Origin of the sequence: Actinocatenispora sera, assembly GCF_018324685.1 — a bacterium.
In the GTDB taxonomy this organism is placed as follows: domain Bacteria; phylum Actinomycetota; class Actinomycetes; order Mycobacteriales; family Micromonosporaceae; genus Actinocatenispora; species Actinocatenispora sera.
On sequence record NZ_AP023354.1, the window covers coordinates 4,227,554 to 4,244,318 of the forward strand.

Genomic DNA, 16,765 nt, shown 5'->3' on the forward strand with positions numbered 1-16,765 from the left:
GGCCCGGCCCCGGTGCTCACCCGCCGGTGGTGCCGGCTTCGCCCCGGCCGGTGGTGCGGGCCGGGTGGTGCCAGCTGCGATGTCGGCTGGTGGCGCCGGCTGGTGGTGCCGGTTTCGCCGCGGTCAGGCGATCGCGGCGTAGAGGTCGACGCCGTTGCCGTCCGGGTCGAGCAGGCTCGCGTAGCGCTGGCCCCAGGGCGCGTCGAACGGCTCCGCCACCCCGGGCCGGCCGGCCGCGACCAGCCGCCGGTAGGTGGCGTCGACCTCGGCCGGATCGGCGCAGCGGAAGGCCAGCCCGACGCGCGGGCTGCCGCTCGGCGCCGTCCAGTCCGGGTGCATCGAGCGGACCACGTCCAGGGTGTCCCACATCAGCCGCATGCCCCCGGGCAGCGGCGCCTCCACGTGCGGCTGGGTCTCCGCGTCGGGCGCGATGTCGAGCCCGAGCGACCGGTAGAAGGCGAGCGAGGCGGCGAGGTCGGTGGTGACCAGGTCGATGCAGTCGAGTTGTGCAGTCATGCCGGCCACGCTAGCGGCGATGCCGGCGTCGACCCTTGACGAAATCGGACGCGTACCGAACGGACCGGCCGGGCACCCGTCGCGGTGACGGATGCCCGGCCGGCGGTGCGCGGTCAGCGGGCGAGGGCGCCCATCGGGTCCCAGGCCGGCAGCACGGTCGGCTCGCCGGACAGCGCCTCCTGCAGCTCCGCCGGCAGCAGGTCGGCACGGGCCGCGATCTCGAACACGTACTCGTCGAACCACGAGTCGGTCATGGTGAAGAAGCCCTCCTGGCCGAGGTCGGTCCCCCAGGAGTTCTCCACCCGCCAGCGCCGCGGCGTGCCATCGTCGGCGATGTCCACGCCGGTGAACAGCATCGCGTGCGACATCGCCGACTCGTGATAGGTGAGCCGGTCGGCCTTGCTCAGCGCGAACGTCGTCGAGTAGACCGACGGGTAGTCGAGCAGCTTCGCGTCCCACACGCCGAGCTTCTTGTCGAACTGCTGCGCCACGTCGCAGCCGAACCAGACCGGCTCGCCGCCGGTGATCGTCTTCGCCGCGACGTCCTTGAGCACCGCCATGTCCACGTTGAGGTAGACCACCGGGGCGCCACCCAGCACGTTGCCGAGGTACTCGACGGTGTAAGTGCGGCCGGTCGGGTTGCGCGGGTCGTGCACCAGGCAGACGTAGTCGGCCAGCGGCAGCTCGACGTAACGCTGCGCGAACTGCTGCGGGGTCAGCTCGCCGTCCCGGTGGTACTGCCGGTCGGCGTCGGTCCACTGCCACTCGAACCGCTCCGGCGGGTTGCCCAGGTGGATGGCGAGCACCCGGTACACCACGGTGAGGATCTCCCGCCGCTGCTCGTCGAGCTCGTCCTCGGTGGCACCGGCGGCCGCCGCGGTGCGCAGCGTGTACGCGCCTTCGCGCAGCACCTTCTGCAGGATCGAGTTCATCCGGGCGGTCTGCCCGGACGAGTCGGTCTCCGGCATCGCGCTCTTCGGCACCAGCCCGTGCTTGGCCACCAGCGCGACGAACATGTTCCACTGGCCGCCGTCCTCGGCGACGTGGCTGAGCAGGTGCGCGACGGTACGGTCGTCGACGTCGGCGCCGGCGGTCTCGATCACCGCGGTCAGGAAGTAGTTGGCGCGCTCCAGCTTGTCCCAGAACATCAGGTGGTTCTGGGAGAACTCGAAGTCCTTGAGGTTCAGCTTCCGCTTCGCACCGACCCGGAGCAGGTTGAGCCCGGCGAACAGCCAGCACCGGCCGCTCTTCTGCTGGTCGGTCGCCTTCCAGTCGTCGAGCAGGTGCGACACGGCATGGTCGATGCCGTTGCCCACCGACCGGTCCAGCGCCACCTGGTCGACCGGGGTCGCGGCCACGGCGTTCTGCGCGACCCGGTTCGCCGGGTTGGCGGCGAACTGCTTGCGCAGCAACTCCAGCTCGTCGGTACCGAGGGTGTTCCGGCTGCCAGCGTCCATGCCTGCTTCCTTTCCACCGGGCATCGCTGCACCGGCTGTCGGGCTGGGAGGTTCCGACCGCAGGGGGTGCCTCGTCCGCCGGAACCTCGTACGGCGCCGCGACCCGCCGATCGACCGGCGCCGATGCCGACCCTACGTGGCCGGAGGCTGTTCGTGCGAACGCACCATGGGTGTGTGCGGGATGCCATCTTCCAGGAACGACGCCCCGTCCGGGCGAAAGCCGTACCGGGCGTAGAAGCCGGTCAGATGGCTCTGCGCGCTGAGCGCGACGGTGCGTGGCCCGATGGCGACCAGCGCCTGGTCGAGCAACCGGCCGGCGAGGCCGCCGCCGCGCGCGTCCGCGGTGGTGCACACCCGGCCGATCCGGGCGGCGCCCCCCGGCTCGGCGAGGATGCGCAGGTACGAGGCGATCGCGCCGCCCCGCTCGTACCACAGGTGCACGGTGTCCGGTTCGGTGTCCCGGCCGTCCAGCTCCGGGTACGGACAGTCCTGTTCGACCACGAACACGTCCACCCGCAGCCGCAGGATCTCGTACAGATCGGCGCTGGTCAGCTGGGCGAACCGGGCCCGCCGCAAGGTCAGATCACTCACGGTGCCGAGCCTATTGTGCCGACCGCGACACCGGCCACGGACCTCCGGCGCTCGGCTCAGCGCGGCGGGGCGGCCGGAGGCGGGGCCACGGGCGGCTGACGTCGGGCGTCGAAGTAGCCGCGGGAGCTCGGCAGCGACAGCAGCACCACCGGCCCGACAGTGGTCACGATCAGCAGCACCGCGGCGAGCCCGCCGATGACGTTGACCGGGGCGAAGGTCACGACCGAACGCGCCACCGCGCCGAGGCAGCCGAGCACGCCGACCAGCCCGAACAGGCAGCCGAGCAGGTAGGTGCCGATCCGGCCAGCAGGGTGGCCCCGCAGCGTGAGGACGCCGCAGACCACCATCGCGGCGAGTACCAGCAGCACGACGGCGGCCCCGGCCAGCAGCTCGGCGGACGCGGCGGGCCGGATGTCGCCGCGCAGCGCGAGTCCCAGCAGCGCCAGCGTCGCGGCGATGATCAGCAGCGGCAGTGCGGCCACCAGGTCGCCGACCCCGGCCAGCGTGACGCTGGTCGGCCGCCGCCCCGGCCCCGCCGCCGCCCGTCCCGGCGGCACCGTGCTCACCGGCATCCCGGGCGGCACCGCGCTCACTGGCATCCCGGGCGGCACCGCGCTCACCGGCATCCCGGGCGGCACCGCGCTCACTGGCATCCCAGGGGGTGCACCGACGCTGGGTGTGGGCACTCCGGGACCGGGGGCGGGGGCGCCGGCGGCCGGTGGGCGGCGTGGTTCGGGCGGCTGCATCGGTACTCCTCGGTCTGCCGGCGGCGGTCGCAGCGGCGGACTGCGCGCTGGCGGGACCGTACTGGACCGACCGACGCTATCGAACGGCCACCAGCGTCCGGCGCCGGCTCCGGGCGGGTAGGCGTCATCCGCGCCGGACATCCGTCCGGATCGGACCGGGCGGCGGAGACCAGCCGACCGGGCAACGACGGTTACCCGGTCGACGCCCCGACTACCTACGGGGCAGTGTTTTCGCGCCCTGACAGGGTGCCATCTCGCCGGGTCAGGAGGCGGGTTCGCGCGGCTCCAGGGTCAGCGAGACGGAGTTGATGCAGTACCGCTGGTCGGTGGGGGTGTCGTAGCCCTCACCCTCGAACACGTGGCCGAGGTGCGAGTCGCAGGTGGCGCAGCGCACCTCGGTGCGGGTCATGCCGAGACTGGTGTCGGTGATCAGCCGCACGGCCTCCCCGGCCAGCGGGGTGTAGAACGACGGCCAGCCGCAGTGCGACTCGAACTTGGTGTCGCTGCGGAACAGCTCCGCCCCGCAGGCCCGGCACCGGTAGACACCCTCGGTGGTGGTGTTGACGTATTCGCCGGTGAACGGACGCTCGGTGGCCGCCTCCCGCAGCACCGCGAACTCCTCGGGGCTCAACCGCTCGCGCCACTCGTCCTCGGTGGCCGGCAGCGGCCGGCTGGTGCTCTGCTCAGTCATGCTTCAACGGTACGTCGCCTGCCCAGCCGCTCCGGTGCTCGCGTGGCCGCCGGCGCGATGCCGCCCTATCGTTCGAATCGAGCCCGACCGGCGGTACGGAGGAGTTGACTGGCGGCATGGCCTTGCAGGGGGAGTACGCACCGAGCCCGTCGCAGCATTCGCGCGACCAGGTGGAGCGGTACGAGAGTTCCGGCGGCACCGAGGGCACCACGATGCGCGGCATCCCGGTGGTGATTCTCACCAGCCGCGGTGCCCGCAGCGGCAAGATCCGCAAGACGCCGCTGATGCGGGTCGAGCACGACGGCGACTACGCGGTGGTCGCCTCGCTCGGCGGCGCGCCGAAACACCCGGTCTGGTACCACAACCTCGTTGCCGACCCACACGTCGAACTGCAGGACGGGCCGGTCAAACGGGCGATGGTGGCGCACGAGGCGACCGGCGCCGAGCGGGAGACCTGGTGGCGTCGGGCGGTCGAGGCCTACCCGGACTATGCGGACTACCAGACGAAGACCGACCGGATCATCCCGGTCTTCGTCCTCACCCCGACCGACTGACCGCGTCGCCGGGCCGCCTCCGCCACCGGTGCGCACCGCCCGGCGCCGCGTCTGGCGCGACACCGGACGGTACCTGGCTACGGCCGGACCCGGGCGATCTGCGGGTCGTGGTCGCTGGTCTGGTTGGCGAACTCGCTGTTGATGTGCACCACCTGGTAGTCGTGCCGCGGCAGCAGCGACGGCGAGACCATCAGGTGGTCCAGTACCTCCGAGTTGCCCTCGTAGTCGTAGGTGTAGCGGTCCCGCAGCGGCAGCGTGCCCGGCAGGTCGACGAGCGAGTGGTCGGCGGTCAGGGTGTGCGCCGTGTCGGAGAACTCGAAGTCGTTCAGGTCACCGAGTACCACGATCCTCGCGGCCGGGTCGATCGCCTGAAGCTGCCCGACGAACCGGTGCACCAGCACCGCCTGCTGGTCGCGCTGCGTCTCCGAGCCGCGCGCCGGCGGCTGGTAGCGGCCCATCAGCGGGTCGTCGCCGCCCTTGGACGCGAAGTGGTTGGCGAGCACGAACAGCGGCTTGCCGTGGTAGGAGAACTCGCCGGCGAGCGGCTTGCGCGAGTCCTGCCAGGCGTCGTCGGCCGGTGCCACCCGGCCCGGCGAGTGCGTCAGCTGCGGTACCCCGTGCACCGAGGTGACCGACTCCGGTGTGGTCGAGTCGCCGGGCGAGCGGTCCACGAAGGACAGCCCACGGTCGGTACGGAACAGGAAGCCGACCCGGATGTTGCCGCCGGGCTGCCCGCCGTCCTGGTCGTTCACCGGGTCGATCGAGCGCCACTGGTACTTCGGGCCGCCGGCCGCGGTGACGGCGTCGATCAGCTTGTTCCAGGTCACGTCCGCGGCGACCACGCCGTCGTCGGTGGCGCCGTCGTTGTCCTGGATCTCCTCCACCGCGACGATGTCCGGCGAGGACAGGTTGTGCACGATGCCGGTGGCGAGCTTGTCGAACTTGCTCTGCGGGTCGCCCGGCGCCAGGTTCTCCACGTTGTACGTGGCGATCGACAGCTCACCGGCCCGCTGCGGCCGGGTGGTGCCCGGCCGCAGGCCGCCGGAGACGACCGTCGGGCTCGCGGTCGGGTAGAGCATGTAGTTGCCGAACTGGTAGTCCAGCGGCCCGGACACGGTGCCGGTCAGCCGGTCGCCGGTGTTCGCGTCCGGCACCTTCGCCAGCGTCGAGGACAGGATCAGCCGGCCGGTGTTCGCGTTGTCGTAGCCGGTGTACTTGACGCCGCCGTTGCGGGTCCGCACGCCCGGGTCGCCGGCCGGCAGCACCGGCAGCTCGCCGTACGAGTTGGTCGGGCCGACGGCGGTGGCGTGCCGCACCGCGACGAGCATGCCCTCGACCGACTCGTACGTGTCGAGCGCGTTGTGCCGCGGGTCGAACGTGGCGCTCTTCTCCACGTCGCCGGGCGAGTCGGTGCGCACCGCGCGCGGGATCCGCAGGCCAGCGGGGCCGAGTACGACGGCCTTCGGCAGCCGCGCGTCGTGGCCGACGACGGTGACGGTCGGCCTGGTCAGCTCGGTGGTGGACAGGTTGGTGGCGCTGTTGCCCGGCCGGTACTCGCTGACCGTGCCGGCCACGGTCACGCTGTCGCCGCGGGCCACGGTCGGCTTGGCCGAGGTGAACACGTACAGGCCCTCGCTGGTGGCCGGGTCACGGTCCGGGTGCGGGTCCTGGAACCAGAAGCCCTGCGGGCCGACCGCGGTGACCACACCGGGTACCTCGGTGACCGGCTTGCCGGTCAGCGGCGAGTGGTGCGCGGCGCCCTGGATGTCGTGGATGCGGGCCGGCTCGCCGGTCGGCGGCGGGGTGCTGCCGGTACCGGCCGGATCCGGGTCACCGACGGTGAAGTCGGTGGCGTTGTCGTCGGAGTCGGCGGCGTCGCCGCGCAGCGCGGCGGTGGTGTTGGACAGCGCCGGTACCGGGCTGCCCTCGGCGTCGGTGACGTTCCCGTACCCGACGAAGTCGCGGACGCCGTCGGTGCCGGCGCAGGACGCGCCGCAGGCCAGCGCGGTACCGACGGTGACCAGGGCGACCCGGCCGGAGGTGGCGCTCATCGCGATCGAGCCGGTCACGTTCGGGTCGGTCAGCGGCGTGCTGCCGCCGGCACCGGCCGCCTCGGCGACCAGGTAGTCGGCGCCGGCCGGGATGGCGCCGGTCAGCTTCGTGACCTGCCAGCTGGTGCCGGTGGCGGACGCGTACTGCACGCTCCAGCCGGACACGTCGACGGCGCTGCCACCGCGGTTGTGCAGCTGGACGTAGTCGTTGGTGAGGGTGGCGCCGGAGTTGCCGCCACCGCCGTACACCTGGGTGATCACCACGTCGTCGGACGCGGCCTGCGCGGGCGTGACCGCGGCGAGGGTCAGGCCACCGGCCGTGGCGAGAGCGAGCGCGCCGCCGAGTACGGCGCGGCGCCGCCGTCTCGCCACGGCGGCCGTGATGCGGGACAACACGCTGGAGCCTCCTGGATCGGTCGTGGGGGACGGCCGGCGCCCCGAGCCTTGTCGGCAGTCCCGTCGGTACCTCTGCACCACCGGGCGTGGGCAGCCCTTCTGCCTACCACCCGGAGCCGGACAAGTCAGTAACGCCGCGGTATCGACCCCCTGAAGTCCACCCGACCGGCGGGCTCGGACGCTGCTTCAGGCGGGCGTCACTTCGTCGCGGTGTCGGTGGGCGAGGGCCACGTACAGCTGCCAGGAGGCGGCGATCGTCGCCGCTTCGGCGTCGCTCACCGGACGGCGGACCTTGCCCGGTACGCCGGCGACCAGCGAACCGGCCGGAACCTGCGCGCCGGGTGGTACCACCGCGCCGGCGGCGATCAGGCAGCCCGGCTCGATCCGGGCGCCGTTGAGCACGGTGGCGCGCATGCCGATCAGGCAGTCGTCGCCGACGGTCGCGCCGTGCACGACCGCGCCGTGGCCGATGGTGACCCGCGCACCGATGCTCGCCGGGAACCCGGGGTCGGCGTGCAGCACGGCGGTGTCCTGGACGTTGCTGGCGGCGCCGATCGACACCGGCGCGACGTCGCCGCGCAGCACCGCGCCGTACCAGACGCCGACGTCGTCGGCCAGGCTCACGTCGCCGACCACGGTTGCGCCGGGCAGGACCACGACGCCCGGAGCGAGGTGCGGTACGGCGCCGGGCAGGGCGAGGATGCGGGACATGCGAACCACCTCGGCGTTCGTCGGTGGCCGGGGCGGTCGCCCGGGCCACCGACGATCATGGCAGCCGCGCCGGGTCGTCGCCGCGTTCAGCTGGTGGGGAAGTGGTACTGCGGAGCCGCCGCACCGCGCGGCCAGCGTGCGGTGACCGCCTTGGCGCGGGTGTAGAACGCCACCCCCTCGGTGCCGTACACGTGCGTGTCGCCGAACAGCGAGTCCTTCCAGCCGCCGAACGCGTGGTAGGCCATCGGTACCGGGATCGGCACGTTGATGCCGACCATCCCCGCGGTCACCTCCCGGCCGAACCGGCGGGCGGCCGCGCCGCTGCCGGTGAAGATCGCCGCCCCGTTTCCGTACGGGTTCGCGTTGACCAGCGCGATCGCTTCGTCCAGGGTGGCCGCGCGCAGCACCGCGAGGACCGGCCCGAACACCTCGGTACGGTAGATCTCCTGGTCGACGCCGACGTGGTCGAGCAGGCACGGGCCGACGAAGAAGCCGTCACCGGGCTGCTCGCGCCGGTCCACCACCAGCGTCGCGCCGTCCGCGGTGGCCCGCTCGACGTGCCCGACGATGCGCTCCGCCGCCTGCGCGGTGATCACCGGACCCAGCTCGGTACCGGCGTCCCGGCCGGCGCCGACCCGGACCCCGCGGGCCAGCTCGGCCAGCGCGGCAACCAGGTCGTCGGCGCAGTCACCGACCGCCACCACCGCCGAGATCGCCATGCAGCGTTGGCCGGCCGAGCCGTACGCGGCGCCGGTGATCTGTCGGGCGGCATCGGCGAGGTCGGCGTCCGGCAGCACGACGGCGTGGTTCTTCGCGCCGCCGAGCGCCTGCACCCGCTTGCCGGCGGCGGTACCCCGCTGGTACACGTGCCGGGCGATCGGGGTGGAGCCGACGAACGACACCGCGGCCACGTCCGGGTGGTCGAGCAGCGCGTCGACCGCGACCGCGTCGCCGTGCAGCACCGTGAACACCCCGTCCGGCAGCCCGGCCCGCTGCCACAGCCGGGCCAGGATCAGCGCCGCGGACGGGTCCCGCTCGCTGGGCTTGAGCACGAACGTGTTGCCCGCGGCGATCGCGATCGGATGCATCCACAGCGGCACCATCGCCGGGAAGTTGAACGGGGTGATCCCGGCGCACACGCCGAGCGGCGCTCGCAGCGACCACGCGTCGACCCCGGTGGACACCTGGTCGGAGTACGCGCCCTTGAGCAGGTGGGCGATCCCGCAGGCGAAGTCGACGACCTCGCGGCCGCGGGCCACCTCGCCGCGGGCGTCGTCGAGGGTTTTGCCGTGCTCGTCGGTGATCACCCCGGCCAGCTCGTCGGTGTGCGCGGTGAGCAGCTCGCGGAACCGGAACAGGATCTCGGTGCGCTTGGCGAGTGACAGCTCGTGCCAGTCGTCGAACGCCGCCCGTGCGGACGCAACCGCGGTGTCCACATCGGACTTCTCGGCCAGCCGTACCCGCGACTGCACCTGGCCGGTCGCCGGGTTGTACACCGGTGCGCTGCGGGTGCCGTCGCCGGCGGTGCTCGTCCCGTCGATCCAGTGCTCGATCGTCTGCATCGTTCCGCTTCCCCTACAGATAGTGGCGTTGCGCCTGCTTGGCCTGCTCGTACTCGCGGCGCGCGGTGACGGTGGCGGCCAGTCCCGCCGTCTCGGCGACCGGCACGTCCCACCAGGCGGCCGAGTCCGGCGCCGGTACGAGTGGATCGGTGGCGATCCGGATCACGGTGGTGCGCTCGCCGCGGCGGGCGGCGGCCAGCGCCGAACGCAGTTCGTCCACAGTGGACACCTCGCATACCGCGGCGCCGAGGCTGGCGGCGTTGGCGGCGAGGTCGGTCGGCAGCACGTCGCCGGTCAGCCCGCCGCTCTCGTCCCGGTAGCGGTACCAGGTGCCGAAGCGCGGCGCACCGACCGTCTCGGACAGCGCGCCGATGGAGGCGAACCCGGCGTTGTCGACCAGTACCACGATCAGCTTGACGCCCTCGGCGACCGCGGTCACCAGCTCCTGCGCCATCATCAGGTACGAGCCGTCACCGACCAGGACGAACACCTCGCCCTCGGCGCCGATCGCGAGCTTGGCGCCGAGCCCGCCGGCGATCTCGTAGCCCATGCACGAGTACCCGTACTCCACGTGGTACTGCCGGGGCGCGCCGGCGCGCCACAGCTTGTGCAGGTCGCCGGGCATCGAACCGGCCGCGCACACCACGATGTCGGCGTCGGTGGCGGCCTCGTTCACCGCCCCGATCACCTCGCTCTGCGCCGGCAGCGGGGCGTGCCCCAACCGGTATGCACGATCCACAGTGGACGACCAGGCGGCGGCGAGGTCGGCCGCGCGCCGGCGGTACGCATCGGGTACCTGCCAGCCCGCGAGCGCGCCGGTGAGCTGCTCCAGCGCCCGGCGCGCGTCGGCGAGCACCGCGAGGCCGGACAGCCGTACCGCGTCCGCGGCGCACACGTTGACGTTGACGAACCGTACGTCCGGATCGGCGAACGCGGTGTGCGAGGCGGTGGTGAAGTCGGCGAACCGGGTACCGATGCCGAGCACCAGGTCGGCCTCGGCGGCCAGCGCGTTCGCCGCGGTGCTTCCGGTGGCGCCGATCGCGCCGACCGCGCCGGGGTGGTCGTGTCGCAGCGACCCCTTGCCGGCCTGCGTCTCGGCGACCGGGATGCCGGTCGCGGCGGCGAACCCGGCGAGCGCGCCGGTGGCGGCCGAGTACCGCACGCCGCCACCGGCGACGATCAGCGGCCGGTGGGCGGCCCGGATCGCCGCCACCGCCTCGGCCAGCGACTCCGGATCGGCCACCGCGCGGCGTACCGGCCAGACCCGGGGCGCGGTGAACGCGGCCGGCCAATCGTACGCCTCGGCCTGCACGTCCTGCGGCAGCGCCAGGGTGACCGCGCCGGTCGCGGCCGGGTCGGTCAGCGCCCGCATCGCCGCGGGTGCCGCGTCGAGCAGCTGCTCCGGCCGCATGATCCGGTCGAACCACACCGACACCGGGCGCAGGCAGTCGTTCACCGACACGTCCCCGGCGGACGAGGTCTGCAGCTGCTGCAGCACCGGGTCGGCCGGCCGGGTCGCGAACACGTCGCCGGGCAGCAGCAGTACCGGCAGCCGGTTGATGGTGGCGCCGGCCGCCCCGGTGACCATGTTCGTCGCGCCCGGCCCGATCGACGAGGTGCAGGCGAACGTCGACAGCCGGTCGCTGACCCGCGCGTACGCCGCCGCGGTGTGCACCATCGCCTGCTCGTTGCGGGCCTGGTAGTAACGCAGCTCGTCGCCCGCCTGCAGCAGCGCCTGGCCGATCCCGGCGATGTTGCCGTGCCCGAAGATGCCGAAGCAGCCGGCGAACAGCCGCCGCCGCACCCCGTCCCGCTCGGTGTACTGGTTCGCCAGGAAGCTCACCAGCGCCTGCGCCACCGTGGCCCGCGTCATGACGCCCCCTCCGTGTCGCCCATCGGCAGCCGCCCGTCGATCGGCGCACCGTCCCAGGTGGACCGTATCCAGGCGTGCGCCGGATCGTCGCGGATCCGCCAGGCCCGCTCCGGCCGCGGCCCGGCCATCACGTTCAGGTAGTACATCGGGTATCCCGGCGCGGCCATCGACGGCCCGTGCCAGCCGTACGGCACCAGCACCACGTCACCGGTGCGCACCTCGGCGAGCACGTCGATCGGCCGCTGCCCGGTGCCGTACACCCGGTGGTAGCCCGCGCCGTCGCCGCCGATCTCGAAGTAGTAGAGCTCCTCCAGCTCCGACTCGTCCGCGGAGTGCTCGTCGTGCTTGTGTGGCGGGTAGCTGGACCAGTTGCCGTCCGGGGTGAGCACCTCGACCACGATCAGCCGGTCGCACTCGAAACCGTCGGCCGAAGCGAGGTTGTTGACCTGCCGGCTGCACCGGCCCGCGCCGCGCAGCTCCACCGGCACCTGCCCGGCCGGCCCGTACCGGAAGGGAAGGTCGCGCTCGCACGGGCCGGCGGCGACGGCGAACCGGCCGCCCGCGGCCGAACCGACGGTGGCGCTCGATCGCCGTGGCAGGTAGGCGAAGTCGCTGCGACCGGCGAACACGTCGGCCCGGCCGGCCAGCTCGTACCGCTGCCCGCCGCACTCGACGTGCGCGGCGCCGGCCAGCGGGAGTACCAGCATCTCCTGCTCGCCGGTGTCGATCGTGGCGCTGCCACCGGGTGCCAGCGCCAGTACCGACAGCCCGGCGTACGACAGCCCGGTCCGGACCGTCCACGGTGGACTCGCGGTAGCGCCGAACGGTTGATACCAGTCCATTCCAGGTCCCCTCACAACAGTCCGACGGCGGTGTCGACGGCCGCGGCGACGTCGTCGTCCGGCGGGTACAGCAGGGCGCGGCCGACGACCAGGCCGCGCACCGACTCGTCGGTCAGCGCCCGCTGCCACGCCGCGTACGTCCGGTCCGGGTCGCCGTGCGGGTCGCCGCCGAGCAGCACCACCGGCAGCGTGGTCGCCGCCAGTACGCGCGGCATGTCGTCGACCACCGGCAGCTTCAGCCAGGTGTACGCCGACCGGCTGCCCAGCGCTTGCGCCACCGCGACGGACCGGATCACCGCGTCGGTGGACAGGTCGTTGACCCGCGCCCCGGCGGCGTCCCGGCGTACCCAGAAGGGCTCCACCATGGAGACCAGCTGGCGCGCCGCGAGCGCCGACACGGCCTGCGAGCAGCGCTCCAGCGCGCCCGCCGTGGCCGGGTCGTCCGGGTCGATGCGCAGCAGCATCTTGCCGGCGTCGAAGCGCATCGCGGTGATCGTGTCCGCGTCGTAGGCGGTGAACCGGTCGTCGATCTCGAACACCGTGCCGGGCACGCCGCCCCGGTTCATCGAGCCGACCACGATCTTGTTCGCCAGCGCGTCGAGCAGCAGCAGGTCCTCCAGGATGTCGGCGGTACCGAGCACTCCGGCGACTCCGGGCCGGGACAGCGCGACGAGCAGCCGGTCGAGCAGGTCGACCCGGTCGGCCATGGCGTTCGCCCGCCCCCGTACGGTCAGCGACGCGCGCGCCGGGTGGTCGGCGGCGATGAGCAGGAACCTGCCCCGCCGCGCCAGTTCCGGCCCGCGGGGGCGGTTCGCCGCGGCGGTGCACACCGCGTCCGGCGCGGTGGCGCGGGTACGCACCAGCCGGGCCCGCATGGTGTCAGGCATCCGGGGTCATCCGTTCCAGCAGCGCCGTCACCTCGGCGGGGTACGGCATGTCGACCGAGCAGGCGAGCCGCCCGGCGGCGAGCGCGCCGGCCGCGTTGGCGAACGCGATCGTGTCCGCGAGCGGCCACCCGGCCAGCAGGCCGTGGCACAGCGCGCCGCCGAACGCGTCGCCGGCGCCGAGCCCGTTCACCACCTCCACCGGCAGCGGCGGCAACTGCACCCGCTCGGTGGCGGTACGGGCCAGCACGCCGGCCGGGCCCTGCTTGACCACCGCGAGCCGGACCCCGGCGGCGAGCAGCGCCTCGGCCGCCGCCTCCGGGTCGCTCTCACCGACCGCGATCTCGCATTCGGCCAGGTTGCCCACCGCGACGTCGACGCGTCGCACCGCCGCACCGATCTCGCGCCGCGCGCTGTCCTCGTCCGGCCACAGCGTCGGCCGGTAGTCCAGGTCCAGCACCGTGTACGGCCGCCGGTCCCGCGTCGCGAGCATCGCGTGATGCGCGGCCCGGCTCGGCTGCGCGGACAGTCCGGTACCGGTCAGCCACAGCACCCGCGCCGCCCGTACCGCGTCGAGGTCGAGCTCGGCCGGTTCGATCTGCAGATCCGGTGCCGACGGATAGCGGTAGAACCAGATCGGAAAGGTGTCCGGCGGGAAGATCTCGCAGAACGTGATCGGCGTCGGCAGCCCGGCCACCGGCGTCACCCACCGGTCGTCCACCCCGAACCCGCGCAGCGCGCTGTGCAGGAACTCGCCGAACGGGTCCGCCCCGGTGCGCGAGACGAGCGCCACCCGGCGGCCGTGCCGGGCCGCGGCCACCGCCACGTTCCCCGCGGTACCGCCGAGGTAGCGGCCGAACTGCTCCACCTGCGCCAGCGGGGTGGCGATGCGCTGCGGGTACAGATCGACGCCGAGCCGGCCCACCGCCAGCACCTCGAATCCGGTCACGAGAGTACCTTTCGCAGGTGGTCCAGGCTGGTCGCGACGTCGCCGGCCGGGCCGGCGCCCGGTCCCGGTTCGGCGGCGAGCACCACGTCCTGCTCCAGCACGTACCAGCCGGTGTAGCCGGCGAGCGCGGCGACGATCGCCGGCACGTCCACGTCACCGGCGCCGAGCGGCCGGTACAGCCCGTCGCGTACCGCGGTGCTGTAGGGCACCGTGCCCGCGCGCACCGCCGCGGCGAGCGTGGCGTCCACGTCCTTGAGGTGCACGTGGGCGATGCGGTCGGCCGCCGATCGGCTCAACGCCACCGGATCCACCCCGCCGACCAGTAGGTGGCCGGTGTCCAGGCAGAGCCCGATCGTGCTGCCGTCGAGCACCCGGTCGACCTCGGCGGCGTTCTCCACCAGCGTGCCGACGTGCGGGTGCAGCGTCGCTGTCAGCCCGGTGTCGGTGGCGCGCGCCGCGATCGTGTCCAGGTTCGCCAGCAGCGTGCGCCACTGCTCGGCGGTCAGCCGCGGCCGGGTGTCGTACCCGTCGGTGCCGGTCGCCGCCGCCAGGACCAGGGTGTCCGCGCCGGCCGCGCGGAACGCCGGGAAGTGCGCCGTCGCGGTGGCGACCGCTTCGCCGGTGTGCAGGGGCACCGGCACGAACCCGCCGACCGCGACCATCCCGTACTCGGCGAGTACCGCGGCGCGCTCGGCCGGGGCCACCGGCAGGAAGCCGTCCGGCCCGAACTCGGTGGCGGTCAGCCCCAGCGCGGCCATCTCGGCCAGTACCCGGTCGGGCGCGAGCTGGTGCCCCCAGCCCGGTACCTCGCAGACGCCCCAGGAGATCGGGGCCGCGGCGATCCGCGTCACGCCGCCTCCTTCACCGCGACCGGCCGGTGTTCCCGCCGGGACCGTTCGGCGGCCTCGGCCACCAGCAGCGCGGCGAGCGCCTCGGTGCCGGTACAGGGCGACTCCCGCTCGCCCCGGACCAGCTCGACGAACGCGGCCAGCTCGGCGCAGTACGCGGCGGCGAACCGGTCGGCGAACCCCTGGTACGGCGCGGCCGGCACGGGTCCGCCCGGCTCGGCGGACGGCAGCGGCGCGCGCCCGTCCAGCCCGGCAACGAGCGTCCCGTCCCGGCCGCACGCCTCCAGCCGCACGTCGTAGCCGGCGCCGTTGTACCGGGTGGTGGTGCAGCTGGCCAGGCACCCGTCGGACAGCGTGAGGACGGCGATGGCGGTGTCCACGTCGCCGTACTCGGCGAAGTGCGGCTCGCCGGTGTTGCCGCCGACCGCGCTGACCTCCACCACCTCCTGCCCGGTGATCCACCGGACCGCGTCGAAATCGTGGACCGCGCAGTCCCGGAAGATGCCGCCGGAGTGGGCGAGGTAGTCCGGGCTCGGCGGGCGCGGGTCGCTGGTGCAGGCGCGGACGGTGTGCAGCGGGCCGAGTCGGCCGGCCCGGACCGCCTCGCGGACCGCGACGAAGCCGGCGTCGAACCGGCGCTGGAAGCCGACGTGCAGCGCGACCCCGGCCGCGGCGACGTGCGAGAGCACGGCCCGGGTCTCGGCGACGTCGGCGGCGACCGGCTTCTCGCAGAAGATCGGCAGGCCGGCGCCGGCAACCCGCCGGATCAGCTCCGGATGGGTCCCGGTCGGGGTCGCCACGACGACGCCGTCGGCGCGTTCGAGCAGTTCGGCCATCCGTACCGGGTGGGCCCCGGTGCCGGCGGCGACGGCTTCGAGACGGACCGGATCGGGGTCGGCGAGCAGGACCTCGTCGACGCTGTCCAGGTGGCTGAGGCTGTCGGCGTGACAGGCGCCGATACGGCCCGCCCCGACGAGTCCGATGCGCATGCGTTGCTGCCTTCCTGCGATGTGCCGCGAGCTCGCGGGCCCTGAGGGTGGCGGAGCGGCAGCCGGCCGGGCCGCTGCCGTTCCGCGACTGTTTGTATCCCGGCCGGAGCCGGCCCGTCAAGCATTTGTTAGGACATACGGACGTACTAATATTCTGTAATCCCGAACAGGTGGGAGGCGACGGTGCGAACCGCCGCGGACAGCAGGAGGAGCCCGACGTGACCCGCGTTACCGACCTGATCACGATCGACCGCAGCAGCCCGATCCCGCTCTACTTCCAGGTCGCGTCACGGTTGGAGGAGCTGATCGAGAACGGCGAGCTCGCCCCCGGCAGCCGGTTGGACAACGAGATCCAACTCGCCGACGAGCTCGGCCTGTCGCGCCCGACGATGCGCCAGGCCATCGCGCACCTGGTGGACCGCGGCATGCTCACCCGCAAGCGCGGCGTCGGTACCCAGGTGGTGCACGACCGGGTGCGCCGCCGGCTGGAGCTGACCAGCCTGTACGAGGACCTGGACGGCGCGCACCAGCAGCCCCGTACCGAGCTGCTCACGCTGGAGCGCCGCACCGCCGACGAGCAGGTCGCGGCCGCGCTGCGGATCGACCCCGGCGCCGAGGTGACCTACCTGGAGCGGCTGCGCTTCGCGGCCGGTGAGCCGCTCGCGCTGATGCGCAACCACCTGCCGGTGGCGGTGGCCGACCTGACCCGCAAGCAGCTCGTCACCGGCGGCCTGTACGCGGCCCTGCGGGCTGCGGGGATCCGGCTGCGGGTGGCCGACCAGACCATCGGCGCCCGGCGCGCCACCACCGCCGAGGCGCGGGTGCTGGACGAGCCGCGGGGCGCGCCGCTGCTCGCGATGACCCGGGTGGCCTACAACGCCGGCGGGGTGCCCGTCGAGTACGGCTCGCATCTCTACCGCGCCTCCCGGTACACCTTCGAGCTGACCCTGATGGCGCCCTGAGTCGCCGCGCGGGCCGGCCGCCGCGCGAGGGACGGCTCGCCGCGATGATCGGGGATCTGTTGTGGGACAGGGGGTTCCTCCATGTACGGGGCGTGTGACCGCTGGCTGGTCTCGGACCTGGACGGCACGCTCGTCGACCGCTC

The 16,765-nt window shown here is 73.5% G+C and carries 16 protein-coding genes; 2 read left to right on the forward strand and 14 right to left on the reverse strand.

The features are described from left to right. Positions 1 to 123: 123 nt before the first annotated feature. The 5 genes from Asera_RS20140 to msrB all read right to left on the reverse strand — a co-directional run bounded on the left by Asera_RS20140 (position 124) and on the right by msrB (position 4,001). Positions 124 to 516 (reverse strand): VOC family protein, encoded by a 393-nt coding sequence (locus tag Asera_RS20140; protein ID WP_030444671.1) that lies wholly within the window; start codon positions 514 to 516, stop codon positions 124 to 126. Positions 517 to 629: 113 nt separating this feature from the next. Beyond that, on the reverse strand, positions 630 to 1,973 hold the full coding sequence (locus tag Asera_RS20145; protein ID WP_030444670.1) for a C1 family peptidase: 1,344 nt from the start codon (positions 1,971 to 1,973) through the stop codon (positions 630 to 632). Positions 1,974 to 2,105: 132 nt separating this feature from the next. Then, the gene (locus Asera_RS20150) at positions 2,106 to 2,564 is read right to left on the reverse strand and encodes a GNAT family N-acetyltransferase (RefSeq protein WP_030444669.1); all 459 of its coding nucleotides are present in this window, start codon (positions 2,562 to 2,564) and stop codon (positions 2,106 to 2,108) included. A gap of 56 nt (positions 2,565 to 2,620) precedes the next feature. After that, positions 2,621 to 3,163 carry a hypothetical protein gene (locus Asera_RS20155; RefSeq protein WP_157034630.1) on the reverse strand — a complete coding sequence of 181 codons (543 nt, stop codon included), beginning with the start codon at positions 3,161 to 3,163 and terminating at the stop codon, positions 2,621 to 2,623. Between the two features lie 409 nt (positions 3,164 to 3,572). Further along, on the reverse strand, positions 3,573 to 4,001 hold the full coding sequence (gene msrB, locus Asera_RS20160) for a peptide-methionine (R)-S-oxide reductase MsrB (protein ID WP_030444667.1): 429 nt from the start codon (positions 3,999 to 4,001) through the stop codon (positions 3,573 to 3,575). A 116-nt stretch (positions 4,002 to 4,117) separates the two neighbouring features. On the opposite strand from msrB, the gene Asera_RS20165 reads away from it, so the two are divergent. After that, a complete protein-coding gene (locus tag Asera_RS20165) occupies positions 4,118 to 4,555 on the forward strand; it encodes a nitroreductase family deazaflavin-dependent oxidoreductase (RefSeq protein ID WP_030444666.1) in 438 nt (145 codons plus the stop codon). 77 nt (positions 4,556 to 4,632) lie between these two features. Here the strand turns inward: Asera_RS20165 and Asera_RS20170 are convergent, their stop codons facing one another. The 9 genes from Asera_RS20170 to Asera_RS20210 all read right to left on the reverse strand — a co-directional run bounded on the left by Asera_RS20170 (position 4,633) and on the right by Asera_RS20210 (position 15,660). Beyond that, entirely contained in the window at positions 4,633 to 6,978 is a 2,346-nt protein-coding gene (locus tag Asera_RS20170) for a lamin tail domain-containing protein (protein ID WP_211255480.1), read from the reverse strand. A gap of 210 nt (positions 6,979 to 7,188) precedes the next feature. Then, positions 7,189 to 7,713 (reverse strand): gamma carbonic anhydrase family protein, encoded by a 525-nt coding sequence (locus tag Asera_RS20175; protein ID WP_030444664.1) that lies wholly within the window; start codon positions 7,711 to 7,713, stop codon positions 7,189 to 7,191. Positions 7,714 to 7,799: 86 nt separating this feature from the next. Continuing rightward, positions 7,800 to 9,275 carry a CoA-acylating methylmalonate-semialdehyde dehydrogenase gene (locus Asera_RS20180; RefSeq protein WP_030444663.1) on the reverse strand — a complete coding sequence of 492 codons (1,476 nt, stop codon included), beginning with the start codon at positions 9,273 to 9,275 and terminating at the stop codon, positions 7,800 to 7,802. 13 nt (positions 9,276 to 9,288) lie between these two features. After that, a complete protein-coding gene (iolD, locus tag Asera_RS20185) occupies positions 9,289 to 11,148 on the reverse strand; it encodes a 3D-(3,5/4)-trihydroxycyclohexane-1,2-dione acylhydrolase (decyclizing) (RefSeq protein WP_030444662.1) in 1,860 nt (619 codons plus the stop codon). Continuing rightward, positions 11,145 to 11,990, reverse strand: a complete 846-nt coding sequence (gene iolB, locus Asera_RS20190) for a 5-deoxy-glucuronate isomerase (protein ID WP_030444661.1) — start codon at positions 11,988 to 11,990, stop codon at positions 11,145 to 11,147. Before iolB ends, iolD begins: the two co-directional genes overlap by 4 nt. Positions 11,991 to 12,001: 11 nt before the next feature. Further along, positions 12,002 to 12,877 (reverse strand): Cgl0159 family (beta/alpha)8-fold protein, encoded by an 876-nt coding sequence (locus tag Asera_RS20195; protein WP_030444660.1) that lies wholly within the window; start codon positions 12,875 to 12,877, stop codon positions 12,002 to 12,004. Next, positions 12,870 to 13,823, reverse strand: a complete 954-nt coding sequence (gene iolC / locus Asera_RS20200) for a 5-dehydro-2-deoxygluconokinase (protein ID WP_211255479.1) — start codon at positions 13,821 to 13,823, stop codon at positions 12,870 to 12,872. Before iolC ends, Asera_RS20195 begins: the two co-directional genes overlap by 8 nt. Beyond that, complete coding sequence (locus Asera_RS20205; RefSeq protein ID WP_030444658.1) at positions 13,820 to 14,674, reverse strand: TIM barrel protein; 855 nt, start codon at positions 14,672 to 14,674, stop codon at positions 13,820 to 13,822. The genes iolC and Asera_RS20205 overlap by 4 nt, the downstream gene beginning before the upstream one ends. Continuing rightward, positions 14,671 to 15,660 carry a Gfo/Idh/MocA family protein gene (locus Asera_RS20210; protein ID WP_030444657.1) on the reverse strand — a complete coding sequence of 330 codons (990 nt, stop codon included), beginning with the start codon at positions 15,658 to 15,660 and terminating at the stop codon, positions 14,671 to 14,673. The genes Asera_RS20205 and Asera_RS20210 overlap by 4 nt, the downstream gene beginning before the upstream one ends. A 218-nt stretch (positions 15,661 to 15,878) precedes the next feature. Between Asera_RS20210 and Asera_RS20215 the strand changes: the two genes are divergently transcribed. After that, positions 15,879 to 16,622, forward strand: coding sequence for a GntR family transcriptional regulator (locus tag Asera_RS20215; RefSeq protein ID WP_030444656.1), 744 nt, complete (start codon positions 15,879 to 15,881; stop codon positions 16,620 to 16,622). The last annotated feature ends 143 nt before the right edge of the window (positions 16,623 to 16,765 follow it).

What these genes read in the sequence shown, in the direction of transcription:
- Asera_RS20165 (WP_030444666.1), top strand. Translation starts at nt 4,118, where the DNA reads ATGGCCTTGCAGGGGGAGTACGCACCGAGCCCGTCGCAGCATTCGCGC.
- Asera_RS20210 (WP_030444657.1), bottom strand. Translation starts at nt 15,660, where the DNA reads ATGCGCATCGGACTCGTCGGGGCGGGCCGTATCGGCGCCTGTCACGCC.
- Asera_RS20195 (WP_030444660.1), bottom strand. Translation starts at nt 12,877, where the DNA reads ATGCCTGACACCATGCGGGCCCGGCTGGTGCGTACCCGCGCCACCGCG.
- iolB (WP_030444661.1), bottom strand. Translation starts at nt 11,990, where the DNA reads ATGGACTGGTATCAACCGTTCGGCGCTACCGCGAGTCCACCGTGGACG.
- Asera_RS20180 (WP_030444663.1), bottom strand. Translation starts at nt 9,275, where the DNA reads ATGCAGACGATCGAGCACTGGATCGACGGGACGAGCACCGCCGGCGAC.
- iolD (WP_030444662.1), bottom strand. Translation starts at nt 11,148, where the DNA reads ATGACGCGGGCCACGGTGGCGCAGGCGCTGGTGAGCTTCCTGGCGAAC.
- Asera_RS20155 (WP_157034630.1), bottom strand. Translation starts at nt 3,163, where the DNA reads ATGCCAGTGAGCGCGGTGCCGCCCGGGATGCCGGTGAGCACGGTGCCG.
- Asera_RS20140 (WP_030444671.1), bottom strand. Translation starts at nt 516, where the DNA reads ATGACTGCACAACTCGACTGCATCGACCTGGTCACCACCGACCTCGCC.
- msrB (WP_030444667.1), bottom strand. Translation starts at nt 4,001, where the DNA reads ATGACTGAGCAGAGCACCAGCCGGCCGCTGCCGGCCACCGAGGACGAG.
- Asera_RS20175 (WP_030444664.1), bottom strand. Translation starts at nt 7,713, where the DNA reads ATGTCCCGCATCCTCGCCCTGCCCGGCGCCGTACCGCACCTCGCTCCG.
- Asera_RS20145 (WP_030444670.1), bottom strand. Translation starts at nt 1,973, where the DNA reads ATGGACGCTGGCAGCCGGAACACCCTCGGTACCGACGAGCTGGAGTTG.